Origin of the sequence: Pseudomonas sp. S12(2018) (assembly GCF_024355235.1) — a bacterium.
Classification (GTDB): domain Bacteria; phylum Pseudomonadota; class Gammaproteobacteria; order Pseudomonadales; family Pseudomonadaceae; genus Aquipseudomonas; species Aquipseudomonas palmensis.
This window is the reverse complement of the sequence record NZ_QLAD01000005.1, coordinates 433,513-454,288: the sequence shown is the minus strand read 5'-3', so window position 1 is coordinate 454,288 and position 20,776 is coordinate 433,513. Positions and strand designations below refer to the sequence as shown.

Annotated in this window: 19 protein-coding genes; 17 read left to right on the top strand and 2 right to left on the bottom strand. The window is 67.2% G+C overall.

Annotated features, from left to right (window positions below; all coding sequences use genetic code 11):
• Positions 1 to 854, bottom strand: an 854-nt coding sequence (cobG, locus tag DN388_RS15020; protein ID WP_303627121.1) for a precorrin-3B synthase, incomplete at its 3' end; no start/stop codon positions are given.
• Between the two features lie 116 nt (positions 855 to 970).
• On the opposite strand from cobG, the gene DN388_RS15015 reads away from it, so the two are divergent.
• From DN388_RS15015 to cycA, 12 genes are all read left to right on the top strand, one after another.
• Entirely contained in the window at positions 971 to 2,182 is a 1,212-nt protein-coding gene (locus tag DN388_RS15015; protein WP_043863474.1) for a bifunctional cobalt-precorrin-7 (C(5))-methyltransferase/cobalt-precorrin-6B (C(15))-methyltransferase, read from the top strand.
• Positions 2,175 to 3,269: a cobalt-precorrin-5B (C(1))-methyltransferase gene (locus tag DN388_RS15010; protein WP_043863475.1), complete on the top strand. Its 1,095-nt coding sequence runs from the start codon at positions 2,175 to 2,177 to the stop codon at positions 3,267 to 3,269. The genes DN388_RS15015 and DN388_RS15010 overlap by 8 nt, the downstream gene beginning before the upstream one ends.
• Positions 3,266 to 3,979 (top strand): cobalt-precorrin-6A reductase, encoded by a 714-nt coding sequence (locus DN388_RS15005; RefSeq protein WP_104572974.1) that lies wholly within the window; start codon positions 3,266 to 3,268, stop codon positions 3,977 to 3,979. Before DN388_RS15010 ends, DN388_RS15005 begins: the two co-directional genes overlap by 4 nt.
• Before the next feature lie 175 nt (positions 3,980 to 4,154).
• Positions 4,155 to 4,541: a DUF2946 domain-containing protein gene (locus tag DN388_RS15000; protein ID WP_116052611.1), complete on the top strand. Its 387-nt coding sequence runs from the start codon at positions 4,155 to 4,157 to the stop codon at positions 4,539 to 4,541.
• A 47-nt stretch (positions 4,542 to 4,588) separates the two neighbouring features.
• On the top strand, positions 4,589 to 5,059 hold the full coding sequence (locus DN388_RS14995; protein WP_043863478.1) for a copper chaperone PCu(A)C: 471 nt from the start codon (positions 4,589 to 4,591) through the stop codon (positions 5,057 to 5,059).
• A gap of 20 nt (positions 5,060 to 5,079) precedes the next feature.
• Positions 5,080 to 5,496, top strand: coding sequence for a DUF2946 domain-containing protein (locus tag DN388_RS14990; RefSeq protein WP_088514157.1), 417 nt, complete (start codon positions 5,080 to 5,082; stop codon positions 5,494 to 5,496).
• A gap of 82 nt (positions 5,497 to 5,578) precedes the next feature.
• Positions 5,579 to 7,639, top strand: a complete 2,061-nt coding sequence (locus tag DN388_RS14985; RefSeq protein WP_043863480.1) for a TonB-dependent copper receptor — start codon at positions 5,579 to 5,581, stop codon at positions 7,637 to 7,639.
• A 198-nt stretch (positions 7,640 to 7,837) separates the two neighbouring features.
• Complete coding sequence (locus tag DN388_RS14980; protein ID WP_043863481.1) at positions 7,838 to 9,976, top strand: TonB-dependent siderophore receptor; 2,139 nt, start codon at positions 7,838 to 7,840, stop codon at positions 9,974 to 9,976.
• 97 nt (positions 9,977 to 10,073) lie between these two features.
• Positions 10,074 to 10,862: an ABC transporter ATP-binding protein gene (locus DN388_RS14975; protein WP_043863482.1), complete on the top strand. Its 789-nt coding sequence runs from the start codon at positions 10,074 to 10,076 to the stop codon at positions 10,860 to 10,862.
• Positions 10,859 to 11,803, top strand: coding sequence for an ABC transporter substrate-binding protein (locus DN388_RS14970; protein WP_210013874.1), 945 nt, complete (start codon positions 10,859 to 10,861; stop codon positions 11,801 to 11,803). Before DN388_RS14975 ends, DN388_RS14970 begins: the two co-directional genes overlap by 4 nt.
• On the top strand, positions 11,800 to 12,813 hold the full coding sequence (locus DN388_RS14965; protein ID WP_043863484.1) for an iron ABC transporter permease: 1,014 nt from the start codon (positions 11,800 to 11,802) through the stop codon (positions 12,811 to 12,813). The genes DN388_RS14970 and DN388_RS14965 overlap by 4 nt, the downstream gene beginning before the upstream one ends.
• A gap of 178 nt (positions 12,814 to 12,991) precedes the next feature.
• Positions 12,992 to 14,413, top strand: coding sequence for a D-serine/D-alanine/glycine transporter (gene cycA / locus DN388_RS14960; protein WP_054916158.1), 1,422 nt, complete (start codon positions 12,992 to 12,994; stop codon positions 14,411 to 14,413).
• Here the strand turns inward: cycA and DN388_RS14955 are convergent.
• The gene (locus DN388_RS14955) at positions 14,404 to 14,934 is read right to left on the bottom strand and encodes a hypothetical protein (protein ID WP_043863486.1); all 531 of its coding nucleotides are present in this window, start codon (positions 14,932 to 14,934) and stop codon (positions 14,404 to 14,406) included. The genes cycA and DN388_RS14955 overlap by 10 nt on opposite strands.
• A 247-nt stretch (positions 14,935 to 15,181) precedes the next feature.
• Between DN388_RS14955 and urtA the strand changes: the two genes are divergently transcribed.
• From urtA to urtE, 5 genes are all read left to right on the top strand, one after another.
• Positions 15,182 to 16,447: an urea ABC transporter substrate-binding protein gene (gene urtA / locus DN388_RS14950; RefSeq protein WP_043863487.1), complete on the top strand. Its 1,266-nt coding sequence runs from the start codon at positions 15,182 to 15,184 to the stop codon at positions 16,445 to 16,447.
• A gap of 97 nt (positions 16,448 to 16,544) precedes the next feature.
• Complete coding sequence (urtB, locus tag DN388_RS14945; RefSeq protein ID WP_255000763.1) at positions 16,545 to 18,044, top strand: urea ABC transporter permease subunit UrtB; 1,500 nt, start codon at positions 16,545 to 16,547, stop codon at positions 18,042 to 18,044.
• Complete coding sequence (urtC, locus tag DN388_RS14940; protein WP_255000743.1) at positions 18,044 to 19,123, top strand: urea ABC transporter permease subunit UrtC; 1,080 nt, start codon at positions 18,044 to 18,046, stop codon at positions 19,121 to 19,123. The genes urtB and urtC overlap by 1 nt, the downstream gene beginning before the upstream one ends.
• Positions 19,120 to 19,980 carry an urea ABC transporter ATP-binding protein UrtD gene (urtD, locus tag DN388_RS14935; protein ID WP_167400197.1) on the top strand — a complete coding sequence of 287 codons (861 nt, stop codon included), beginning with the start codon at positions 19,120 to 19,122 and terminating at the stop codon, positions 19,978 to 19,980. Before urtC ends, urtD begins: the two co-directional genes overlap by 4 nt.
• Before the next feature lie 91 nt (positions 19,981 to 20,071).
• Positions 20,072 to 20,770 carry an urea ABC transporter ATP-binding subunit UrtE gene (gene urtE, locus DN388_RS14930; RefSeq protein ID WP_043863491.1) on the top strand — a complete coding sequence of 233 codons (699 nt, stop codon included), beginning with the start codon at positions 20,072 to 20,074 and terminating at the stop codon, positions 20,768 to 20,770.
• Positions 20,771 to 20,776 lie beyond the last annotated feature (6 nt).

The window sequence follows — 20,776 nt, the reverse complement described above, 5'->3', positions numbered from 1 at the left end:
CGCAACTGCGCGGCGCTCAGGCGCCCCAGCGGTGCGGCGGCGCCCACCGCGACCCTGCCCGTCTGGCGCTGTGGGTAGACACCCAGATGGCGGGCCTGGTCACGTCGCGGCCGGCGCCAGCCCAGCACCGCGTGGTCGCGGCGCAGCGCCACGCCAAGGCCCTGCACGAAAGCCTCGCTGCCGCATTCGGCCAGCAACTGGCGCATGCGCGCCTGCTGCGCAGTGGCCAGGTCGAGAAACCGCTGCAACACCGCCAGCACCAGCGCGTGCCCAGCGGCCAGCGGCACCGCGCCCAGCGCACCCTCCTCGGCCGGGCAGCCGGCCAGGCCGAAGGCCAGCCACACCTCGCCGTCCAGGCGCAGTGCCGACAGCCACAGGTCGTGGGGGTGGGTGAGCATGGCCAGGTCTTCGCCAGCGTCCAGTTGCACGGCGAACTTGGCAGACAACTGATGAAAGCGCTCGCAGGTCTGCAGCGATTCGAGGATCTGCCCCGCCAGCGCCCGGCTGTCGAACAGCATGGCCGGGTCGAGACCGGCCGCCGGGCTGAGCATCAGGTTGCGCACATCGTCGCCCGCCGCCTGGCGCGGGCCCAGGCCGGCGTCGAGCAGGCATGCCACCAGCCCGGCGTGGTCGGCACCGATGCCGCGAATCTGCAGGTTGCTGCGGTTGGTTACCTCGATCACGCCGCCGGCAAAGCGCTCGGCGGCGTCGGCCACTGCGTGTGCCTGGGCCGCGCTCAGGGTGCCGGCGTCGAGCTTGATGCGTGAAATGCCGCCGTCCAGCGCCTGCACGATACGCCACAACCCCGGGCAGGCCGAGGGGCGAAGAGCTGGAGTGGGCAGGGGTTGTGGCAAGGGATCACCCGGCAATCGTCAAAAGGCGCTGGTAGCACAAAGGCGCGGTATTATGCCTGCTTTGTCCGTCGGCAGGCTAAGCCAGCCGGTCGGATAGGCAAGCGAAGAGGAACGGCATGGCGCCCTGGTTGACGGTAGTAGGTATTGGCGAAGACGGCTTCACGGGCCTGGGCAAACAGGCTCGGCATGCCCTGCTGCGAGCCACCAAGGTGTTCGGCAGCCCGCGCCAGCTGGCCCTGCTGCCCCACTGCTCGCGCGCCGAACGGGTCGCCTGGCCCAGCCCGTTTTCCCTGGCGCCGCTGCTGGCCGAACGTGGCGAGCCGGTGTGCGTGCTGGCCAGCGGCGACCCGATGCTCTACGGCGTAGGCGCCAGCCTGGCGCGCCAGCTGCCGGCCGAGGCCATGCGGGTGCTGCCTGCACCGTCTTCCTACTCGCTGGCCGCCGCCCGCCTGGGGTGGCCCCTGCAGGACGTGGTCACGCTGTCGGTGGTAGCGCGCCCGGTCGCCGCCGTGGCCGCCCACCTGTACAGCGGCCAGCGCCTGCTGGTGCTGAGCAATGACCGCAGCAGCCCCGCCGCCCTGGCCGCCCTGTTGCGCGAGCGCGGCTTCGGCCCCAGCCACCTGAGCGTGCTGGAGCACCTGGGCGGCGCCGACGAACGGCGCATCGATGCCCGTGCCGATGGCTGGCAGGACGCCGACTTCGCCGACCTCAACCTGGTGGCCATCGACTGCCGGGCCGGCGCCGATGCACCACGCCTGTCGCCGCTGGCCGGCCTGCCCGATTCGGCCTTCGCGCACGACGGGCAGATCACCAAGCGCGACGTGCGCGCCATCACCCTCGCCCGCCTGGCCCCGCAGCCGGGCGAGCTGCTGTGGGACGTGGGCGCCGGCAGCGGCTCGATCGGCATCGAATGGATGCGCGCCCACCCCAGCTGCCGGGCGCTGGCCATCGAGGCCGACGCCGGCCGCCAGCAACTGATCGAACACAACCGCGACGCCCTGGGCGTGCCTGGCCTGCAACTGGTGCGCGGGCGCGCCCCGCAGGCGTTGCAGGGCCTGGAGCGGCCCCACGCGATCTTCATCGGTGGCGGCGTGACCCGCGAGGGCGTGCTGGACGAATGCTGGGCGCACCTGCGCCCCGGTGGCCGGCTGGTGGCCAATGCCGTGACCCTGCAGAGCGAGACCCTGCTGATGAGCTGGCGCGAACGTCATGGCGGCGAGCTCACCCGTATCCATGTGGCCCAGGCGCAGCCGCTGGGCGAGTTCGACACCTGGCGCCAGGCGCTGCCGATCACCCTGCTTGATGTGGTAAAGCCCCTCGATGCGTGACGAAACCGCAGAACAGCCGGCGCCGCTGCGCAGCGGCCTGACCACGGGCAGTTGCGCCACCGCCACCAGCCTGGCGGCGGCGCGCCTGCTGTTGAGCGGGCAATGCGACGACGCGGTGCAGATCACCCTGCCCAAGGGCAGACAGGTGCAGATGCGCCTGGAGTTCTGCCGGCTGGCCGGGCCAGGCGCCGAAGCCGGCACCCTCAAGGATGCCGGCGACGACCCCGACGTGACCCATGGCGCGCTGCTCTACAGCCAGGTGCGGCTGCTGGCCGAGCCGGGCGTACGTTTTGTCGCCGGCATCGGCGTGGGCACCGTGACCCGCCCCGGGCTGGTACTGGGGGTGGGCGAGCCGGCGATCAACCCGGTGCCGCGGCGCATGATGACCGAGCACCTGCAGCGTCTGGCGCTGGAGTGCGATTACGCGGGGGGCTTCGAGGTCACCGTGAACGTGCAGGACGGCGACAGCCTGGCCCTCAAGACCATGAACCCGCGCCTGGGCATCCTCGGCGGGCTGTCGATACTGGGCACCAGCGGCATCGTGCGGCCGTTTTCCTGCGCGGCCTACATTGCCTCGATCCACCAGGGCATCGACGTGGCCAAGACCAATGGCTATGAACACATTGCCGCGTGTACCGGCAATGCCAGCGAAGACACCATGCGCCGGGTCTACGGCATTCCCGACATCGCCCTGATCGAGATGGGCGATTTTGTCGGCGCGGTGCTCAAGCACCTGCGCAAGGTGCCGGTTGGCAAGCTGAGCATCTGCGGCGGCTTCGGCAAGATCAGCAAACTGGCGGCCGGGCACATGGACCTGCACAGCCGGCATTCGAGCATCGACCTGCCGCAACTGGCTGGCTGGGCGGCGGCGGTGGGTGCCGACGCCGCGTTGCAGGCGGCGATCATCGGCGCCAACACCAGCCAGCAGGCGTTGGCCCTGGCCAGTGCGGCGGGGGTCGGGCTGGGGGATGCGGTGTGCGAGCACGCGCTGGCTTTCGCCCGCAGCGTGGTGCCGGCGCAGGTACAGGTGGAGGTGTTCGCCATCGACCGCCAGGGCGGCATCGTCGGCCGGGCGGGTGTTCGATGAGCCGGCGCATCCTGTTGCTGGGCGGCGTGACCGAGGCGCTGTTGATAGCCCGTCAGCTGGGCCCGCAGCACGTCTACAGCCTGGCCGGTATCGGCCGGGTGCCCAGCGACCTGGCGTGCCAGGTGCGGGTGGGCGGCTATGGTGGGGCCGAGGGCCTGGCCGCTTACCTGCGGGCCGAAGGCATCGGTCTGGTGATCGACGCGACCCACCCGTATGCGGCGCAGATCAGCCGCAATGCGGCGCAGGCAGCGCGCCTGGCCGGGGTTGAATGCTGGGCGTTGCGGCGCCCGGCGTGGCAGGCGCAGGCCGGTGACGACTGGCGGGAAGTGGCAGACTGGACGCAGTTGATCGAGGCATTGAAACCGTTTCGCCGGCCCCTGTTCACCCTGGGGCGCGAGCCGTTGCAGCACCTGCACGAGATACCCGCGCAGCAGTTCTGGACCTTGCGCGCGCTGGAGGCGTGCGAGGGGAATGCGCGATGCGAAGTGATCGGCGCGCGGGGGCCGTTTCGCCTGGAGGATGAACGGGCGTTGTTCGAGCGTTGCCGGGTGGATGTGCTGATCAGCAAGAACAGTGGCAGCGCCGCGACCGAACCCAAGCTCGAAGTGGCGCGCGAGCGGGGTGTGCCGGTACTGATCCTGAAGCGGCCGGCGCTGGCGGGGATGGATCGGGAGTTCGTGGGGGTGGCCGATGTGCTGGCGGCGCTTTGACGGGCGCACACAGCTCCAGAGTCGATCAAAAAAGGCTGACACAAGGTCAGGGGAAGGATAGATGCGCTGTCGACGCAGTTACCCCACCTGCGACACTCCATCACACCCCGGCTTTTTTACATATACTTCGACATCTGGCTAAATAGCCCCACTCGATTCCTGACCGGATCTCCCCATGCCCGCACACCGGCTCGCCTACGCCTGGATCGCCTGCTTCGCAGTGCTGTTCAATCTGCTGGCCATGCCGTTGTCCGCCGCCGCTGCAAAAGCCCAACCCGAACAACTGCTGTGGGGCACCTTCTGCTCCAGCGGCGTGACCAAGATGATCGCCATCTCGCTGAATGCCCCCGACGGCCAACAGCAGAACGACGACCACTCCACCATGCAGCACTGCTGGTGCTGCTCCGGCACTGCCCCGCTGCTGGCCCTGCCCGGCCACCCGCCACGGCTGGTGACGTCCGAGCCCACCCTCAACACCCCGTCACCGCTACTCGCCAGCTACCACCCCACGCCACGCCAGCAATGGCCCGCGCTCAATCCCCGCGCCTCCCCCCAGGCCTGAGTTCACTACGCTACCAGTTGCGAACCTGACCCGAACGGAGATTGACCATGCTCAAGAACGCCCTGCTGCTGGCCGCCCTGCTGCTGCCCGCCACCTTTGCCAACGCCCATGAATACACCGTGGGCGACCTGCATATCGCCCACCCGTGGTCGCAGGAGCTGCCGCCCAACGCCCCCAACGTGGCCGCCTATTTCATCGTGCACAACAACGGCAAGAGCGCCGACCGCCTGCTCGGCGTCGACAGCCCGATCACCGACAACGCCGAACTGCACGAGCATGTGCACAAGGACGGCCTGATGAAGATGCAGCAGGTGCAGGGTGTCGACATCCCCGCCGGTGCCGACCTGGTGTTCGCCCCCGGCGCCTACCACGTGATGCTGATGCAGCCCAAGGACCGCAGCCTGCTCAGCGACGGCAAGCGCTTCCCGCTGACCCTGCATTTCCAGAAGGCCGGCAACATCACGGTCGAAGTGGCCGTGCAGAAACAGGCCCCCGAGGGCACTGCCCACAGCCATTGATTCGCTGACGGCTGCACGCCATGCGCCTGCCCCGCAGCAGGCTCGCCCGCCCCGCTGACCTCCAACGAGCACGCGGCAGCTGGCTGAGCCTGTTCGCCATGTTGATGATCTTCATCGGCCCACTGGTCTCCCAGTCGATGCCGATGGATCACCGTGCCTCCATGCCCGGCATGGACATGGCCATGGACTGCCACTCAGGCAGCCACGCCAGCAGCCCGGCCGACAACCCGGCAGCGCTGCACGTCATCTGGGAAAAGTGCGGCTACTGCAGCCTGTTCTTCCACTGCCCGGCGCTGCCGCAGACGCTCAGCCTGCTCGACACCGAGGCCGTCTCGCCCCACACCACCCTGCGCGCCCAGCCGCGCCAGGGCCATGCGCGCCAGGCCATCTTCCCCGGCGCCCGCAGCCGCGCGCCACCTGCCCACATCGTCGTCTGAACCCACTTTGCATGCGCCCCAGGGCCCGGCTTGCTGCCGAGGCTCTTGCGCACCCTCACGACCACACGATGTTGGAAATACTATGTCCGGCTCTACCGTTACCCTGCGCCTGTCGCTGCAAGGCACCATCGCCCTGCTGTGCGGCACCCTGTTCAGCCACGTGGCCCTGGCCGCCGACAGCGGCCACGAAGGCCACGACCACGCCGAACTGAGCCCCACGGTGATCACTGCCGTGGCGCCCAGCTCGCCGCTGACCATCGTCACCAACCCCAAGGACCCACGCCAGCCGGTACCGGCCAGCGACGGCGCCGACTACCTCAAGACCATCCCGGGCTTCTCGGCCATCCGCGCCGGTGGCACCAACGGCGACCCGGTGCTGCGCGGCATGTTCGGCTCGCGCCTGAACATCCTTACCAACGGCGGCGTGATGCTCGGCGCCTGCCCCAACCGCATGGACGCACCCACCTCGTACATCTCGCCGGAAACCTACGACCGCCTCACCGTGATCAAGGGCCCGCAGAGCGTGCAGTGGGGCCCCGGCGCCTCGGCCGGCACCATCCTCTTCGACCGCGAGCCCGAACAGTTCGGCGAGCTCGGCAGCCGCGTCAACGCAAGCCTGCTGGCCGGCTCCAACGGGCGCTTCGACAAGGTGCTGGATGCTGCGGCAGGCAACGCACAGGGCTATGCACGCTTTGTCGGCAACCAGTCGCGCTCCGACGACTACAAGGACGGCAACGGCGACACCGTGCCCTCGCGCTGGGACAAGTGGAACGGTGACGTGGCCCTGGGCTGGACCCCGGATGCCGACACCCTGCTCGAACTCACTGCCGGCAAGGGCGATGGAGAGGCGCGCTATGCCGGGCGCGGCATGGACGGTTCGCAGTTCAAGCGCGAAAGCCTGGGCCTGCGCTTTGAGAAATCCAACCTGGGCGGGGTGCTCGACAAGCTCGAAGCCCAGGTCTACTACAACTACGCCGACCACGTGATGGACAACTACAGCCTGCGCACCTCGCCCACCAGCGGCATGATGGCCGGGCCGATGGTCAGCAACGTCGACCGCCGCACCCTCGGCGGGCGGCTCAAGGCCACCTGGCGCTGGGAGGACGTGACCCTGGTCAGCGGTGTCGATGCGCAGACCAACGAACATCGCCAGCGCGGCGGCATGGGCGTGGATGCGCACAAGGCCGAGCCCTGGACCAAGGACGCGGACTTTCACAACTACGGCGTGTTCGGCGAGCTGACCTGGGAAACCTCCAGCCAGGACCGCCTGGTCAGCGGCGCGCGCCTGGACCGCGCCTCGGCCAAGGATTTTCGTGAAGCCAGCGCCACCCGCGGCAACACCCGCGCCGACACCCTGCCCAGCGGGTTCGTGCGCTACGAGCACGACCTGCTCGACCTCCCGGCCACCACCTATGTGGGCCTGGGCCATGCCCAGCGCTTCCCCGACTACTGGGAGCTGTTCTCGCCCAAGTCGGGCCCGGCCGGCTCGCTCAATGCGTTCGACTCGATCAAGCCGGAGAAGACCACCCAGCTCGACGTGGGCATCCAGTACAAGACCGAGCAGCTCGAAGCCTGGGCCTCGGGCTATGTCGGCCAGGTGCGCGACTACATCCTGTTCGACTACCGTCCCGGCATGATGGGCATGCTCAGCTCCCAGGCGCAGAACATCGATGCCCGTATCATGGGCGGCGAGCTGGGCGCGGCCTATCAGTTCGCGCCCAACTGGAAAGCCGACGCCACTCTGGCCTACGCCTGGGGCAAGAACAGCAGCGATGGCAAGGCGCTGCCGCAGATGCCGCCGCTGGAAAGCCGCCTGGGCCTGACCTACAGCCGCGACGCCTGGAGCGCCGGTGCGCTGTGGCGCCTGGTCTCGGCGCAGAACCGCATCGCCGAGGGTTCCGGCAACGTGGTGGGCAAGGACTACGAGAAAAGCGCAGGCTTCGGCGTGTTCTCGCTCAACGGCGCCTACCGCGTGAGCAAGAACATCAAGCTCAGTGCCGGCGTCGACAACCTGTTCGACAAGGCCTACGCCGAGCACCTGAACCTGGCGGGCAATGCCGGCTTCGGCTACCCGGCCAGTGATCCGCAGGCGATCAACGAGCCAGGGCGTACCCTCTGGACCAAGGTCGACCTGAGCTTCTGATGCACCACACGGGCGCGGCCACTGGCCGCGCCCTCTGGCAGACCGGCGGCGCCAACCTGAGCCCTGCTCATGCAGCACATGAGCACGCTGCGCTACCGCCAATCGGCAAAATGTTACATTATACGCCCCGAAAAACACCCGCCTCGAACCCGGCGCACCGACGCGCCCGGGCCTTATGGACAAGCGATTTCCCTTCCGATGAACAAGTACCTGATCGGCTCCCTGAGCCTGCTGGCCGCGTGCGATTGCGCCCTGGCCAACACCCTGACCCTGCCTGCCGGCACCATCACCGCCACGGCCGACGCCGAACAGCGGGTCAGCCTCGATACCCCGACCAGCGCCGGTTCGCGCCTGAACCTGAACGCCCTGCAAACCCCGGGCAGCGTCGAGAGCCTGAGCGGCGAGCAGGTACGCGCACGTGGCGATCGCAGCGTACAGGACGGCGTGTCGCGCAGTACCGGCATCAGCCGCACCGGCACCCCGGGCGATGGCGGCACCTCGCTGCAGGCCCGCGGCTTCACCGGGCAGAGCTCGGTGATGCAGCTGTTCGACGGCAACCGCATGTACACCGGCATGGGCACCGTGACCTTCCCGGTAGACACCTGGTCGGTGGAACGCATCGACGTTCTGCGCGGCCCGGCCTCGGTGCTGTATGGCGAAGGCGCCACCGGTGCGGTGGTCAACGTGGTGCCGAAAAAGCCCTTCGAGGGCGAGATCGTCAACCACCTGCGCCTGGGCTACGGCAGCCACGACAGCCAGCAGACCGCCCTCGACAGCGGCGGCTCGCTCACCGACAGCCTGAGCTACCGCCTGAACATCAACCAGCTGCGCAGCAACGGCTGGATCGACCACGGCGACTCCAGCAGCACCGCCATCAGTGCGGCGCTGCGCTGGCAGGCCAATGACGACCTGGCCTTCACCCTGGCGCACGACTATGGCGACCAGAAGCCGATGAACTACTTCGGCACGCCGCTGATCAACGGCCACCTGCGCGAGAGCCTGCGCGACAAGAACTACAACATCAGCAACGACAAGCAGCACTACAACGACCAGTGGACGCGCCTGACCACCGAGTGGCAGATCAGCGACAGCGTCAGCTCCACCAACGAGCTGTACTACCTCAAGGCCAACCGCCGCTGGCAGAACGCCGAGAACTACACCTGGGATGCGGCCAGCCAGCAACTGCTGCGCAGTGGCAACTTCGGCATCAAGCACCAGCAGGAGCAGCTGGGTGATCGCCAGACCTTCACCTTCAGGCACAGCCTGTTCGGCCTCGACAGCCAGACCCTGGTGGGCGCCGACTACAACCGCATCCGCTTCCAGCTCAACAGCAACGCGCCATTCAACGACAGCATCGTCGGCGGCGAGCCGATCGACCTGCGCCACCCGCAGCGCAGCGGCTTTGCCAGCGATTCGGCGTACCGTCCGCAGTTCGACAGCCTGACCCACCAGTTCGCGCTGTTCGCAGAAAACCGCCTGCAACTGACCGAGCGCCTGTCGCTGGTGACGGGCGTGCGCCGCGACGTGGTGCACCTGGACCGCAACGACCTGCGCAGCGAAGTGACCGGCAACACACGCAGCGACACCAGCCTGGACGGCAACAACTGGAAGGCCGGGCTGGTGTTCGCCCTCACCCCCGAAACGTCGCTGTATGCCCAGCACGCCACCAGCACCGATGGCGTTGGCGGCTTGATCTCGCTGAGCCCCGACCAGCAGCAGTACGGCCTGGCCAAGGCGCGCCAGACCGAGGTCGGAGTCAAGCAGCAGTTCTGGCAGCAGCGTGGCGAATGGACCCTGGCGGCATACCACATCGTCAAGAAGGACCTGCTCACCGACGACCCGTCGCAGATCGGCACCGGCCGGCAACTGCAGGTGGGCAAGCAGTCGTCCGACGGCATCGAGGCCAGCCTGGACCTGCAGCTGCCGCACGACTGGCAGGTACAGGCCAACGCCGCGTTCGTGCGTGCACGCTATGACGAATTCGAGCAGGAGGTGAACGGCGTGATGGTATCGCGGGCCGGCAACCGCCCCACCGACGTACCGGGGCGCACCGCCAACCTGTGGCTGAGCAAGGGCCTGACCGACAGCCTGCGCGCCGGCGCCGGGGTGCGCTATGTGGACGGGCGCTATGCCGACATGGGCAACACTACCCGGCTGCCGAGCTACACGGTGGTGGATGCCTCGGTGGCGTGGCAGGTGCTCAGCGATACCACGCTGGGCCTGCAGTTGAACAACCTGTTCGACCGTCGGTACGCCCAAAGTCAGTACAATGACGGCCAGCAATGGATCCTGGGTGAGCCGCGCTCGTTCTTCGTGACGGCCGACTACACCTTCTGACCGCGTCGCCCCATTCGCCGGCAAGGCCGGCTCCTACACACCACACCGGTCCTGCAGGAGCCGGCCTTGCCGGCGAAGAGGCCCGAATAGACGACACATGACCACCCTGAATATCCACAACCTGCACTGGTCCCCCAAAGGCCACGGCCACTGCCACCACCAGTTCCAGCTGCGTGGCGTCGACCTGCAGGTGCGCCCCGGCGAATTCGTCGGCCTCATTGGCCCCAACGGCAGCGGCAAGACCAGCCTGCTGCGGTGCGCCTACCGCTTCAACGCGCCCGAACGCGGGCACATCACCCTCGACGACCACAACCTCTGGCAACAATCGCCGCGCTGGTGTGCCCAGCGCATCGCGGTGGTGCTGCAGGAGTTTCCCGACGCGTTTGGCCTGAGCGTGGCCGAAGTGGTCGCCATGGGGCGCATTCCGCACCAGGGCCTGTTCGACGGCGACAGCCGCCAAGACCGCCAGCGTGTGCAGCAGGCGCTGCTCGATGTCGGCCTGCACGGCTTCGACGACCACGCCTTCGCCACCCTTTCGGGCGGTGAAAAGCAGCGCGTGATCCTGGCCCGCGCCCTGGTGCAGCAACCGCGCGTGCTGATCCTCGACGAACCGACCAACCACCTCGACCCGCGTTACCAACTGGCCCTGCTGCACCAGGTGCGCCAGCTGCGCATTGCCACCCTGGCCAGCATCCACGACCTGAACCTGGCCGCGGCCTTCTGCGACCGCCTGTACGTGCTCGACCACGGCCGCATCGTGGCCAGTGGCACACCGCACCAGGTCCTCACCGCCGAGCTGCTGCGCGAGGTGTTCGGCGTTCAGGCGCTGATCGACCGCCACCCGCTGGCCGACCATCCACGCATCACCTGGATAGCCCCCCAATGATTCGATCCGCCCTGCTTGCCGCGCTGCTGCTGGTCGCCGGCCCGGCCCTGGCCGAGGTCACGCACTACCCGCTCACGGTGCACAGCTGCAACCGCGAGGTGACCTTCGCCAAGGCCCCCGAACGCGCCCTGAGCCACGACATCAACATGACCCAGATGATGCTCGCCCTGGGCCTGCGCACGAAGATGGTCGGCTACAGCGGCGTCAGCGGCTGGAAGGCAGTGACCCCGGCGCTGCGCAAGGAACTCGACGGCCTGCCGGAGCTGGCCAGCAAGTACCCTTCGGTGGAAACCCTGCTCAACGCCAACGTCGACTTCTTCTTCGCCGGCTGGGACTACGGCATGCGCGTGGGCGGCGACCTCACCCCGCAGAGCCTGGCGCCGCTGGGCATCGCGGTGTACGAGCTGACCGAATCGTGCGCGTTCGTGATGAAGCGCCCGCCGGCGAGCCTGGACGACACCTACACCGACCTGCGCAACCTGGGCCGGATCTTCGACGTGCAGGCCCGCGCCAGCCAGCTGATCGAGCAGATGCAGCAGCGCGTGGCCAGCGTGCAGCAGCACCTGCCGACGCAGCGCCCGCGGGTGTTCCTGTATGACAGCGGCGAAGACCGCGCCATGACCTCCGGGCGCCTGGGCATGCCCGAGGCGCTGATCAACGCCGCCGGCGGGCGCAACATCCTCGATGACATCGAGGCCAGCTGGACCCGCGTGAACTGGGAAAGCGTGGTCGAACGCAACCCCGAGGTGATCGTGATCGTCGACTACGGCGAGATCACCGCCGCGCAGAAGCAGCAGTTTCTGGAACAGCACCCGGCCCTGCAATCGGTCGACGCGGTGCGTAACCGGCGCTTCGTGGTCATCCCCTATGTGGCCGCCACGCCGAGCCTGGAAAACGTCGAGGCGATCGAGGCCATCGCCAAGGGCCTGCACGGCGCATGAACACTCGCTATCGCCTGATGCTGCTGGCGCTGAGCGGCCTGCTGCTGGTGTCGTGCGTGCTCTCGCTGGGGTTCGGTTCGGCCCCGGTGCCGGTCGAGGTGGTCGCCCGGGTGCTGCTGTTCAAGGTGTTCGGTATTGCCCCCGAGGTGCCCGCCTGGACCGCCGGCCAGGAACATATCGTGTGGCTGATCCGGGTGCCGCGCATGCTCCTGGGCGCGCTGGTGGGCGGCGGCCTGGCGATGATCGGCGCGGTGCTGCAGGCGGTCACGCGCAACCCGCTGGCCGACCCGCACCTGCTCGGCGTGACCTCCGGCGCCACGCTGGGTGCGGTGCTGGTGGTGCTGCATGTGGGTGAACTGATCGGCGTGCTGACCCTGCCGCTGGCAGCCTTTGTCGGCGCGCTGTGCAGCATGCTGCTGGTGCTGGCGATTGCCAGCCGGCATGGCCGCCTGGACAGCGACCGCCTGTTGCTGTGCGGGGTGGCCGTGGCCTTCGTGATGATGGCGCTGGCCAACCTGCTGCTGTTCATGGGCGATCATCGTGCAAGCTCGGCGGTGATGTTCTGGATGCTCGGCGGCCTGGGCCTGGCGCGCTGGGAACTGCTGGCGGTGCCGGCAGCCAGCGTGCTGCTGGGGCTGGGCCTGCTGCTGGGCATGGCACGCGCGCTCAATGCGCTGATGGCCGGCGAGCAGACCGCCGTGACCCTGGGCCTGAACGCACGCTCGGTGCGCCTGCTGGCGTTTCTGATCTGCTCGCTGCTGACCGGCGTGCTGGTGGCGATCAGCGGTTCCATCGGCTTTGTCGGCCTGATGGTGCCGCACATTGCGCGGCGCCTGGTGGGCGCCGAGCACCGCCGGCTGCTGCCGGTGTCGCTGCTGCTGGGCAGCCTGTTCCTGATCTGGGTGGATGTGGCCGCACGCACCCTGATCGCCCCTGAAGACCTGCCCATCGGCATCGCCACGGCAGCCATCGGCGGGCTGTTCTTCATCGGCATGATGCGCCGGCGCTGAACTGCTGCCTGGCGCTGAGCCCTTGCCTGGCCGGGAAATCCTGCCTTGACCGCGATCAACAAAGCGGTGCGAACGTACCAACTTGAGACGTATTGCCACCTCGCCAGGGCAAAAGCCCGTGATAGCCTAGCGAGCGCTTCACGCACAAGAAGACTGACTCCTCAATGGAATGCCACCCATGACCAACCAGCAACCGCCGGACACCCCGGCCCACGACCTGCAACGCAACCTCACCAATCGCCATATCCAGCTCATCGCGATTGGCGGGGCCATCGGCACCGGCCTGTTCATGGGCTCGGGCAAGACCATCAGCCTGGCTGGCCCGTCGATCATCTTCGTCTACATGATCATCGGTTTCATGCTGTTCTTCGTCATGCGTGCCATGGGCGAACTGCTGCTGTCGAACCTCAACTACAAGTCGTTCATCGATTTCTCCGCCGACCTGCTCGGCCCCTGGGCCGGCTACTTCACCGGCTGGACCTACTGGTTCTGCTGGATCATCACCGGCATTGCCGACGTGATCGCAATCGCCGCCTACTCGCAGTTCTGGTTCCCTGACCTGCCGCAGTGGGCGCCAGCCCTGGCCTGCGTCGGCGTGCTGCTGTCGCTGAACCTGATCACGGTGAAGCTGTTCGGCGAAATCGAGTTCTGGTTCGCCCTGATCAAGATCATCGCGATCATGGCGCTGGTGTGCACCGGCCTGTACATGGTGTTCGTCGGCTTCCAATCACCCACCGGCACCAGTGCACAGCTGAGCAACCTGTGGAATGACGCGGGCATGTTCCCCCATGGCCTGATGGGCTTTTTCGCGGGCTTCCAGATTGCCGTGTTCGCCTTCGTCGGCATCGAACTGGTGGGCACCACCGCCGCCGAGGCGAAGAACCCCGAGCGCACCCTGCCGCGGGCGATCAACTCGATCCCGATCCGCATCATCATGTTCTACGTGCTGGCGCTGATCGCGATCATGGCCGTCACCCCGTGGCGCGACGTGGTGCCGGGCAAGAGCCCGTTCGTCGAGCTGTTCGTGCTGGCCGGGCTGCCGGCGGCGGCGAGCATCATCAACTTCGTGGTGCTGACCTCGGCGGCCTCCTCGGCCAACAGCGGGGTGTTTTCCACCAGCCGCATGCTGTTCGGCCTGGCCCAGCAGGGCGATGCGCCGAAAAGCTTCGAGACCCTGTCCAGCCGCAAGGTGCCGGCCAACGGCCTGTACTTCTCGTGCACCTGCCTGCTGCTGGGCGCGGCCCTGATGTACGTGATCCCCGACCTGATCGAGGCCTTCACCCTGGTGACCACGGTGTCGGCGATCCTGTTCATGTTCGTGTGGACGCTGATCCTGCTGTCGTACCTCACTTACCGCAAGGAGCGTGCGCCGCTGCACCAGGCCTCGAAGTACAAGATGCCGGGCGGGCGCTTCATGTGCTGGGTATGCCTGACGTTCTTCGCCTTCATCCTGGTGTTGCTGTGCCTGGAGAGCGATACCCGCCAGGCCCTGCTGGTGACGCCGCTGTGGTTCGTGCTGCTGGCCGTGACCTACCAGACCGTGCGCCGCAAGCGCCAGGCGCGTGTGCCGGTGCCCGCTACCACGCCGCGTCAGTCGTAGTCGTACTCCTGCTGCTGGAGGGCTTGGGCAAGCCCTTCCAGCACGCCATCGGCCTCGGCCCGCTGTTCGGGCGAAGGGCCGCTGGCAAACTGGCTGCGCTGCTGGCCCAGGGTGAGGAACGCATTGTCGCCATCACCCCAGATATACGAATAGACCAGCAGGAAGCTGTCCGACTCCGGCTTGGCGTACTTCGCCATCTGACGCAGAGGGGCCAGCAGCTGGATCATCTCGCCGTAATTGTTGGTGAACTCCACCAACGCGAACTGCCAGACCTGCGACGCCTCGTCGTACTGCATCAGGCTGCCGTACATGCAGTCGACCCAGCCCTGAAGCAAATCGCCCAGCGCCACCGCATTTTCAGGCGCCTTCTGGTCAAGATCACGTACCCCGTGCACCTCCGCGGCGTCCAGCCATTGCTGCCAGTCATCGAACTCGCCAGCGCCCGCCGCAGGTGAGGTCACCGCGGCCTGGTACTGGGCCGGGGTGATGTTGCAGCGAAAGTACAGCGATGACGCTTCCATGGCGAAAATCCTTGAGCCGAGTTGAAGTGAGGGCGCAAGCATAAGGCATCGCCGTGAACTATTGCTGTGCAGCCTTGCGCGTACTGCACCACGGCAAGCGCCATCCCGGTGCACCCACCCTACCCTGCACCTTGTGAACACGCCGCTGGCAAGCCTGTGTACGACATCGGCACAGCCCTTGCTAAAGCTCTCTGCACAAAGTCGCCGTCTGCCCAGCAGAACCATTCGATCCCATGGAGAGAGCACTATGAAGCGTCGCAGTCTGATCAAGGCATTCACCCTCAGCGCGTCGATTGCCGCGATGGGCCTGAGCTGGACGGTCCAGGCCGCCGAGACCATCAAGGTCGGCATCCTGCATTCGCTGTCGGGCACCATGGCGATCTCCGAGACCTCGCTCAAGGACATGGCCCTGATGACCATCGAGCAGATCAACGCCAAGGGCGGGGTCAACGGCAAGCTGCTGGAGCCGGTGGTGGTCGACCCGGCCTCCAACTGGCCGCTGTTCGCCGAGAAGAGCCGCCAGTTGCTGACCCAGGACAAGGTCGCGGTGGTGTTCGGCTGCTGGACCTCGGTGTCGCGCAAGTCGGTGCTGCCGGTGTTCGAGGAACTCAACGGGCTGCTGTTCTACCCGGTGCAGTACGAAGGTGAAGAGATGTCGCCCAACGTGTTCTACACCGGGGCAGCGCCCAACCAGCAGGCGATACCGGCGGTGGAATACCTGATGAGCGAGGACGGTGGCGCAGCCAAGCGCTTCTTCCTGCTGGGCACCGACTACGTGTACCCACGCACCACCAACAAGATTCTGCGTGCGTTCCTGCACAGCAAGGGCGTGGCCGACAAGGACATCGAGGAGGTGTACACCCCGTTCGGCCACAGCGATTACCAGACCATCGTGGCCAACATCAAGAAGTTCTCGGCCGGGGGCAAGACGGCGGTGATCTCCACCGTCAACGGCGACTCCAACGTGCCGTTCTACAAGGAACTGGCCAACCAGGGCCTGAAGGCCACCGACGTGCCGGTGGTGGCGTTCTCGGTGGGTGAAGAGGAGCTTCGCGGCATCGACACCAAGCCGCTGGTGGGGCACCTGGCGGCATGGAACTACTTCGAATCGGTGGACAACCCGGTCAACACGCAGTTCGTGGCCGATTGGAAGGCCTATGCCAAGGCGAAGAACCTGCCGGGCGCCGACAAGGCAGTGACCAACGACCCGATGGAGGCCACCTATGTGGGCATCCATATGTGGGCCCAGGCGGTGGAAAAGGCCAAGAGCACCGATGTGGACAAGGTGCGCGAGGCGCTGGCGGGGCAGACGTTCAAGGCGCCGTCGGGCTTCACCCTGACCATGGACAAGACCAACCACCACCTGCACAAGCCGGTGATGATCGGCGAGATCCAGGATGACGGGCAGTTCAGCGTGGTGTGGCAGACCGAGCAGCCGCTGCGCGCGCAGCCGTGGAGCCCGTTCATTCCGGGCAACGACAAGCGGCCGGATTATGCCGTGAAAGGCAACTGAGGCAGGGGGCCGCCGTGCGGCCCATTCGCCGGCAAGGCGCTGCCTTGCCGTTGTAGGAGCCGGCCTTGCCGGCGAATGCCGACTCCAGGACACCGATATGCCCAAGGTCCTCCACCGACTGTTGCTCGCCCTGCTCCTGCTGCCTCTGGCAGCCCGGGCCGCTGGCGACGCCGACTACTTCATCGCCGCCAAGCCCAACGAACAGGCCAGCCTGCTGCAAGGCTGGGCGGCGCAACCCGACCCCGCGCGCCTCGAACTGCTGAGTTCGCTGCAGCAAGGCCGCCTGGGCCCGGACGACAGCCGCAAGCTGCGCCTGAACAACCGCCTGCGCGGCCTGGTGGACAACGCCCTGGCCAGCCATCAACTGCTCAGCGATGACGCCAGGGTCCGCCTGGCCGCCGCCCAGCAACTGCAGAAAAGCGCGCAGCCCGCTCAGGTCGCCTTCCTCGACCGGCGCTTTGCCAGCGAGCCCGACGCCGCCGTGCACGCAGCCCTGGGCCTGGCCCTGGCCAACCTGCAACTGGTCGCGACAGACCCCGCCGTACGCCTGGCCGCCGTGCGCCTGCTGGGCGAAACCGGCGACCCGATGGCCCGCACCCGCCTCGAAAGCCTGCTCGACCCCAGTGTGGAAACCGACCCCACGGTGCGCACCGCCGCCGAAACCAGCCTGGCCCAGGTCAAGCGCAAGCTGCTGATCGGCGAGCTGCTCGGCCAGGCCTTCAGCGGGCTGTCGCTGGGTTCGATACTGCTGCTGGCAGCCCTGGGCCTGGCGATCACCTTCGGCCTGCTGGGGGTGATCAACATGGCCCACGGCGAAATGCTGATGCTCGGCGCCTACAGCACCTACGTGGTGCAAGTGCTGGTGCAGCGCTACGCCCCCGGCGCGCTGGACTTCTACCCGTTGCTGGCACTGCCGGTGGCCTTCGGTGTGAGTGCCGGGGTCGGCATGCTGCTCGAACGCACGGTGATCCGCCACCTGTACGGGCGCCCGCTGGAAACCCTGCTGGCCACCTGGGGCATCAGCCTGATCCTGATCCAGGCCATCCGCCTGCTGTTCGGCGCGCAGAACGTCGAGGTGGCCAACCCGGCCTGGCTCTCCGGCGGCCTGCAGGTACTGCCCAACCTGGTGCTGCCCTACAGCCGCCTGGTGATCATCGGTTTCGCCCTGTGCGTGGTGCTGCTCACCTGGCTGCTGCTCAACCGCACCCGCCTGGGCCTGAACGTGCGCGCCGTCACCCAGAACCGCAACATGGCCGCCTGCTGCGGCGTGCCCACCGGGCGCGTGGACATGCTCGCCTTCGGCCTGGGTTCGGGTATCGCCGGCCTTGGCGGCGTGGCCCTGAGCCAGATCGGCAACGTCGGCCCGGATCTGGGCCAGAGCTACATCATCGACTCGTTCCTGGTGGTGGTGCTCGGTGGCGTCGGGCAACTGGCCGGCAGCCTGTGGGCCGCGTTCGGCCTGGGCATAGCCAACAAGTTGCTGGAGCCGCAGATCGGTGCGGTGCTCGGCAAGATCCTCATCCTTGCGCTGATCATTCTGTTCATCCAGAAGCGTCCGCAAGGCCTGTTCGCCCTCAAGGGACGGGTAATCGACTGATGAACCAGCCACTGCTTGTCACTGCTACACAAAAGGCCGGCCCGCGCCTGACCCTGGCCGTCGGCGCCCTGGTGCTGCTGGTGCTGATCGCCCTGCCACTGCTGTCGTTGCTGCCAGCCGGCCACAGCCTGCAGGTGTCGGCCTACACCCTGACCCTGGTGGGCAAGATCCTGTGCTACGCCATCGTTGCCCTGGCGCTGGACCTGGTGTGGGGCTACGCCGGGTTGCTGTCGCTGGGCCATGGCCTGTTCTTCGCCCTGGGCGGCTACGCCATGGGCATGTACCTGATGCGCGAAGCGGCCGGCGACGGCCTGCCGGCGTTCATGACCTTTCTGTCGTGGAGCGAGCTGCCGTGGTACTGGGCCGGCACCCAGCACTTTGCCTGGGCACTGTGCCTGGTGGTGCTGGCGCCGGGGCTTTTGGCGCTGGTGTTCGGCTACTTCGCGTTCCGTTCGCGGATCAAGGGCGTGTACTTCTCGATCATGACCCAGGCCCTGACCTTTGCCGGCATGCTGCTGTTCTTTCGCAACGAGACCGGCTTTGGCGGCAACAACGGCTTCACCAACTTTCGCAGCATCCTGGGTTTCGAGATCACCGCCCAGGGCACCCGCGCGGTGCTGTTCCTGCTCACCGTGGCCTTGCTGGCGGGCAGCCTGTACCTGGGCTGGCGCCTGGCGCGCAGCAAGTTCGGGCGCGTGCTCACGGCGCTGCGCGACGCCGAGAACCGCCTGATGTTCTGCGGCTACGACCCGCGTGGCTTCAAGCTGTTCGTGTGGGTGCTGAGCGCCGTGCTGTGCGGCCTGGCGGGTGCGCTGTACGTGCCGCAGGTGGGCATCATCAACCCCAGCGAGATGTCGCCCACCAATTCCATCGAGGCCGCCGTGTGGGTAGCCCTGGGCGGGCGCGGCACGCTGATCGGGCCGTTGCTGGGCGCCGGCGTGGTCAATGGCATGAAGAGCTGGTTCACCGTGGCGTTCCCCGAGTTCTGGCTGTTCTTTCTCGGTGCGCTGTTCATTCTGGTAACGCTTTACCTGCCCAAAGGCGTGGTCGGCCTGCTGAAGAAAAGGGGTGAACAATGAGAAGCGTACCACTGCCTGCCGTACACCCCGAGTTCATGCTCGAACCGATCATCGACGCCGGCAGCGGTCGCGATGCCATCGGCCTGGGCCAGGCACGCCAGCCGGGGCTGGACGTGCGCCACGGCACGGTGCTGACGCTGGAGGACATCAGCGTGAGCTTCGACGGCTTCAAGGCGCTGAATGCGCTGAACCTGTACATCGGCGTGGGCGAGTTGCGCTGCATCATCGGGCCCAACGGGGCGGGCAAGACCACGCTGATGGACGTGATCACCGGCAAGACCCGCCCCACCACCGGCAAGGCCTGGTTCGGCGAGACCCTGGACCTGACGCGCATGAGCGAGGTGCAGATCGCCCAGGCCGGCATCGGGCGCAAGTTCCAGAAGCCGACGGTGTTCGAGGCCTTGAGCGTGTACGAAAACCTGGAACTGGCGCAGAAGGCCGACAAGTCGGTGTGGGCCAGCCTGTGCGCAAGACTCGGCGGCGAACAGCGCGACCGTATCGACCAGGTGCTGCAGACCATTCGCCTGACCGGGTCGGCGCAGCGCCCGGCGGGGTTGCTGTCCCATGGGCAGAAGCAGTTTCTGGAGATCGGCATGCTGCTGATGCAGGACCCGCAGTTGCTGCTGCTGGACGAACCGGTGGCGGGCATGACCGACGCCGAGACCGAATTCACCGCCGAGCTGTTCAAAAGCCTGGCCGGCCGGCATTCGCTGATGGTGGTGGAGCACGACATGGGGTTTGTCGGCAGCATTGCCGACCATGTGACGGTGCTGCACCAGGGCAGCGTGCTGGCAGAGGGTTCGCTGGAACAGGTGCAGGCCGATGATCGGGTGATCGAGGTTTATCTGGGGCGCTGAAAAGCTTCGCCGGCAACGCCGGCTCCTACAGAGACACCGCGGCTCTTGTAGGAGCCGGCGTTGCCGGTACAGACAAAAAAGGACAAGGCACATGCTGAAAATCGACACCCTGCACCAGTACTACGGCGGCAGCCACATCCTGCGCGGCCTGTCGTTCCAGGCCAAGGTCGGTGAGGTCACCTGCCTGCTGGGCCGCAACGGCGTGGGCAAGACCACCCTGCTGCGCTGCCTGATGGGCCTGCTGCCCGCCCGCGAAGGCAGCGTGCACTGGGAGGGCCAGGCCATCACCACGCTCAAGCCGCACCAGCGCGTGCACGCCGGAATCGCCTACGTGCCCCAGGGCCGCGAGATTTTCCCGCGCCTGACGGTGGAGGAGAACCTGCTGATGGGCCTGTCACGCTTCGGCGCCAGCCAGGCGCGGGAGGTGCCGGCCTTCATCTACGAACTGTTCCCGGTACTGCTGCAGATGAAACACCGCCGCGGCGGCGACCTGTCCGGTGGCCAGCAACAGCAACTGGCCATCGGCCGCGCCCTGGCCAGCCGCCCGCGCCTGCTGATTCTCGACGAGCCCACCGAAGGCATCCAGCCATCGGTGATCAAGGAGATCGGTGCGGTGATCCGCCAACTGGCCGCGCGTGGCGACATGGCGATTCTGCTGGTGGAGCAGTTCTACGACTTTGCCGCCGAACTGGCCGACCAGTACCTGGTGATGTCCCGCGGCGAGATCGTGCAGCAGGGCCGCGGGGAAAACATGGAGGCCGAAGGTGTACGCGGCCTGGTTACGATTTAATCTGTG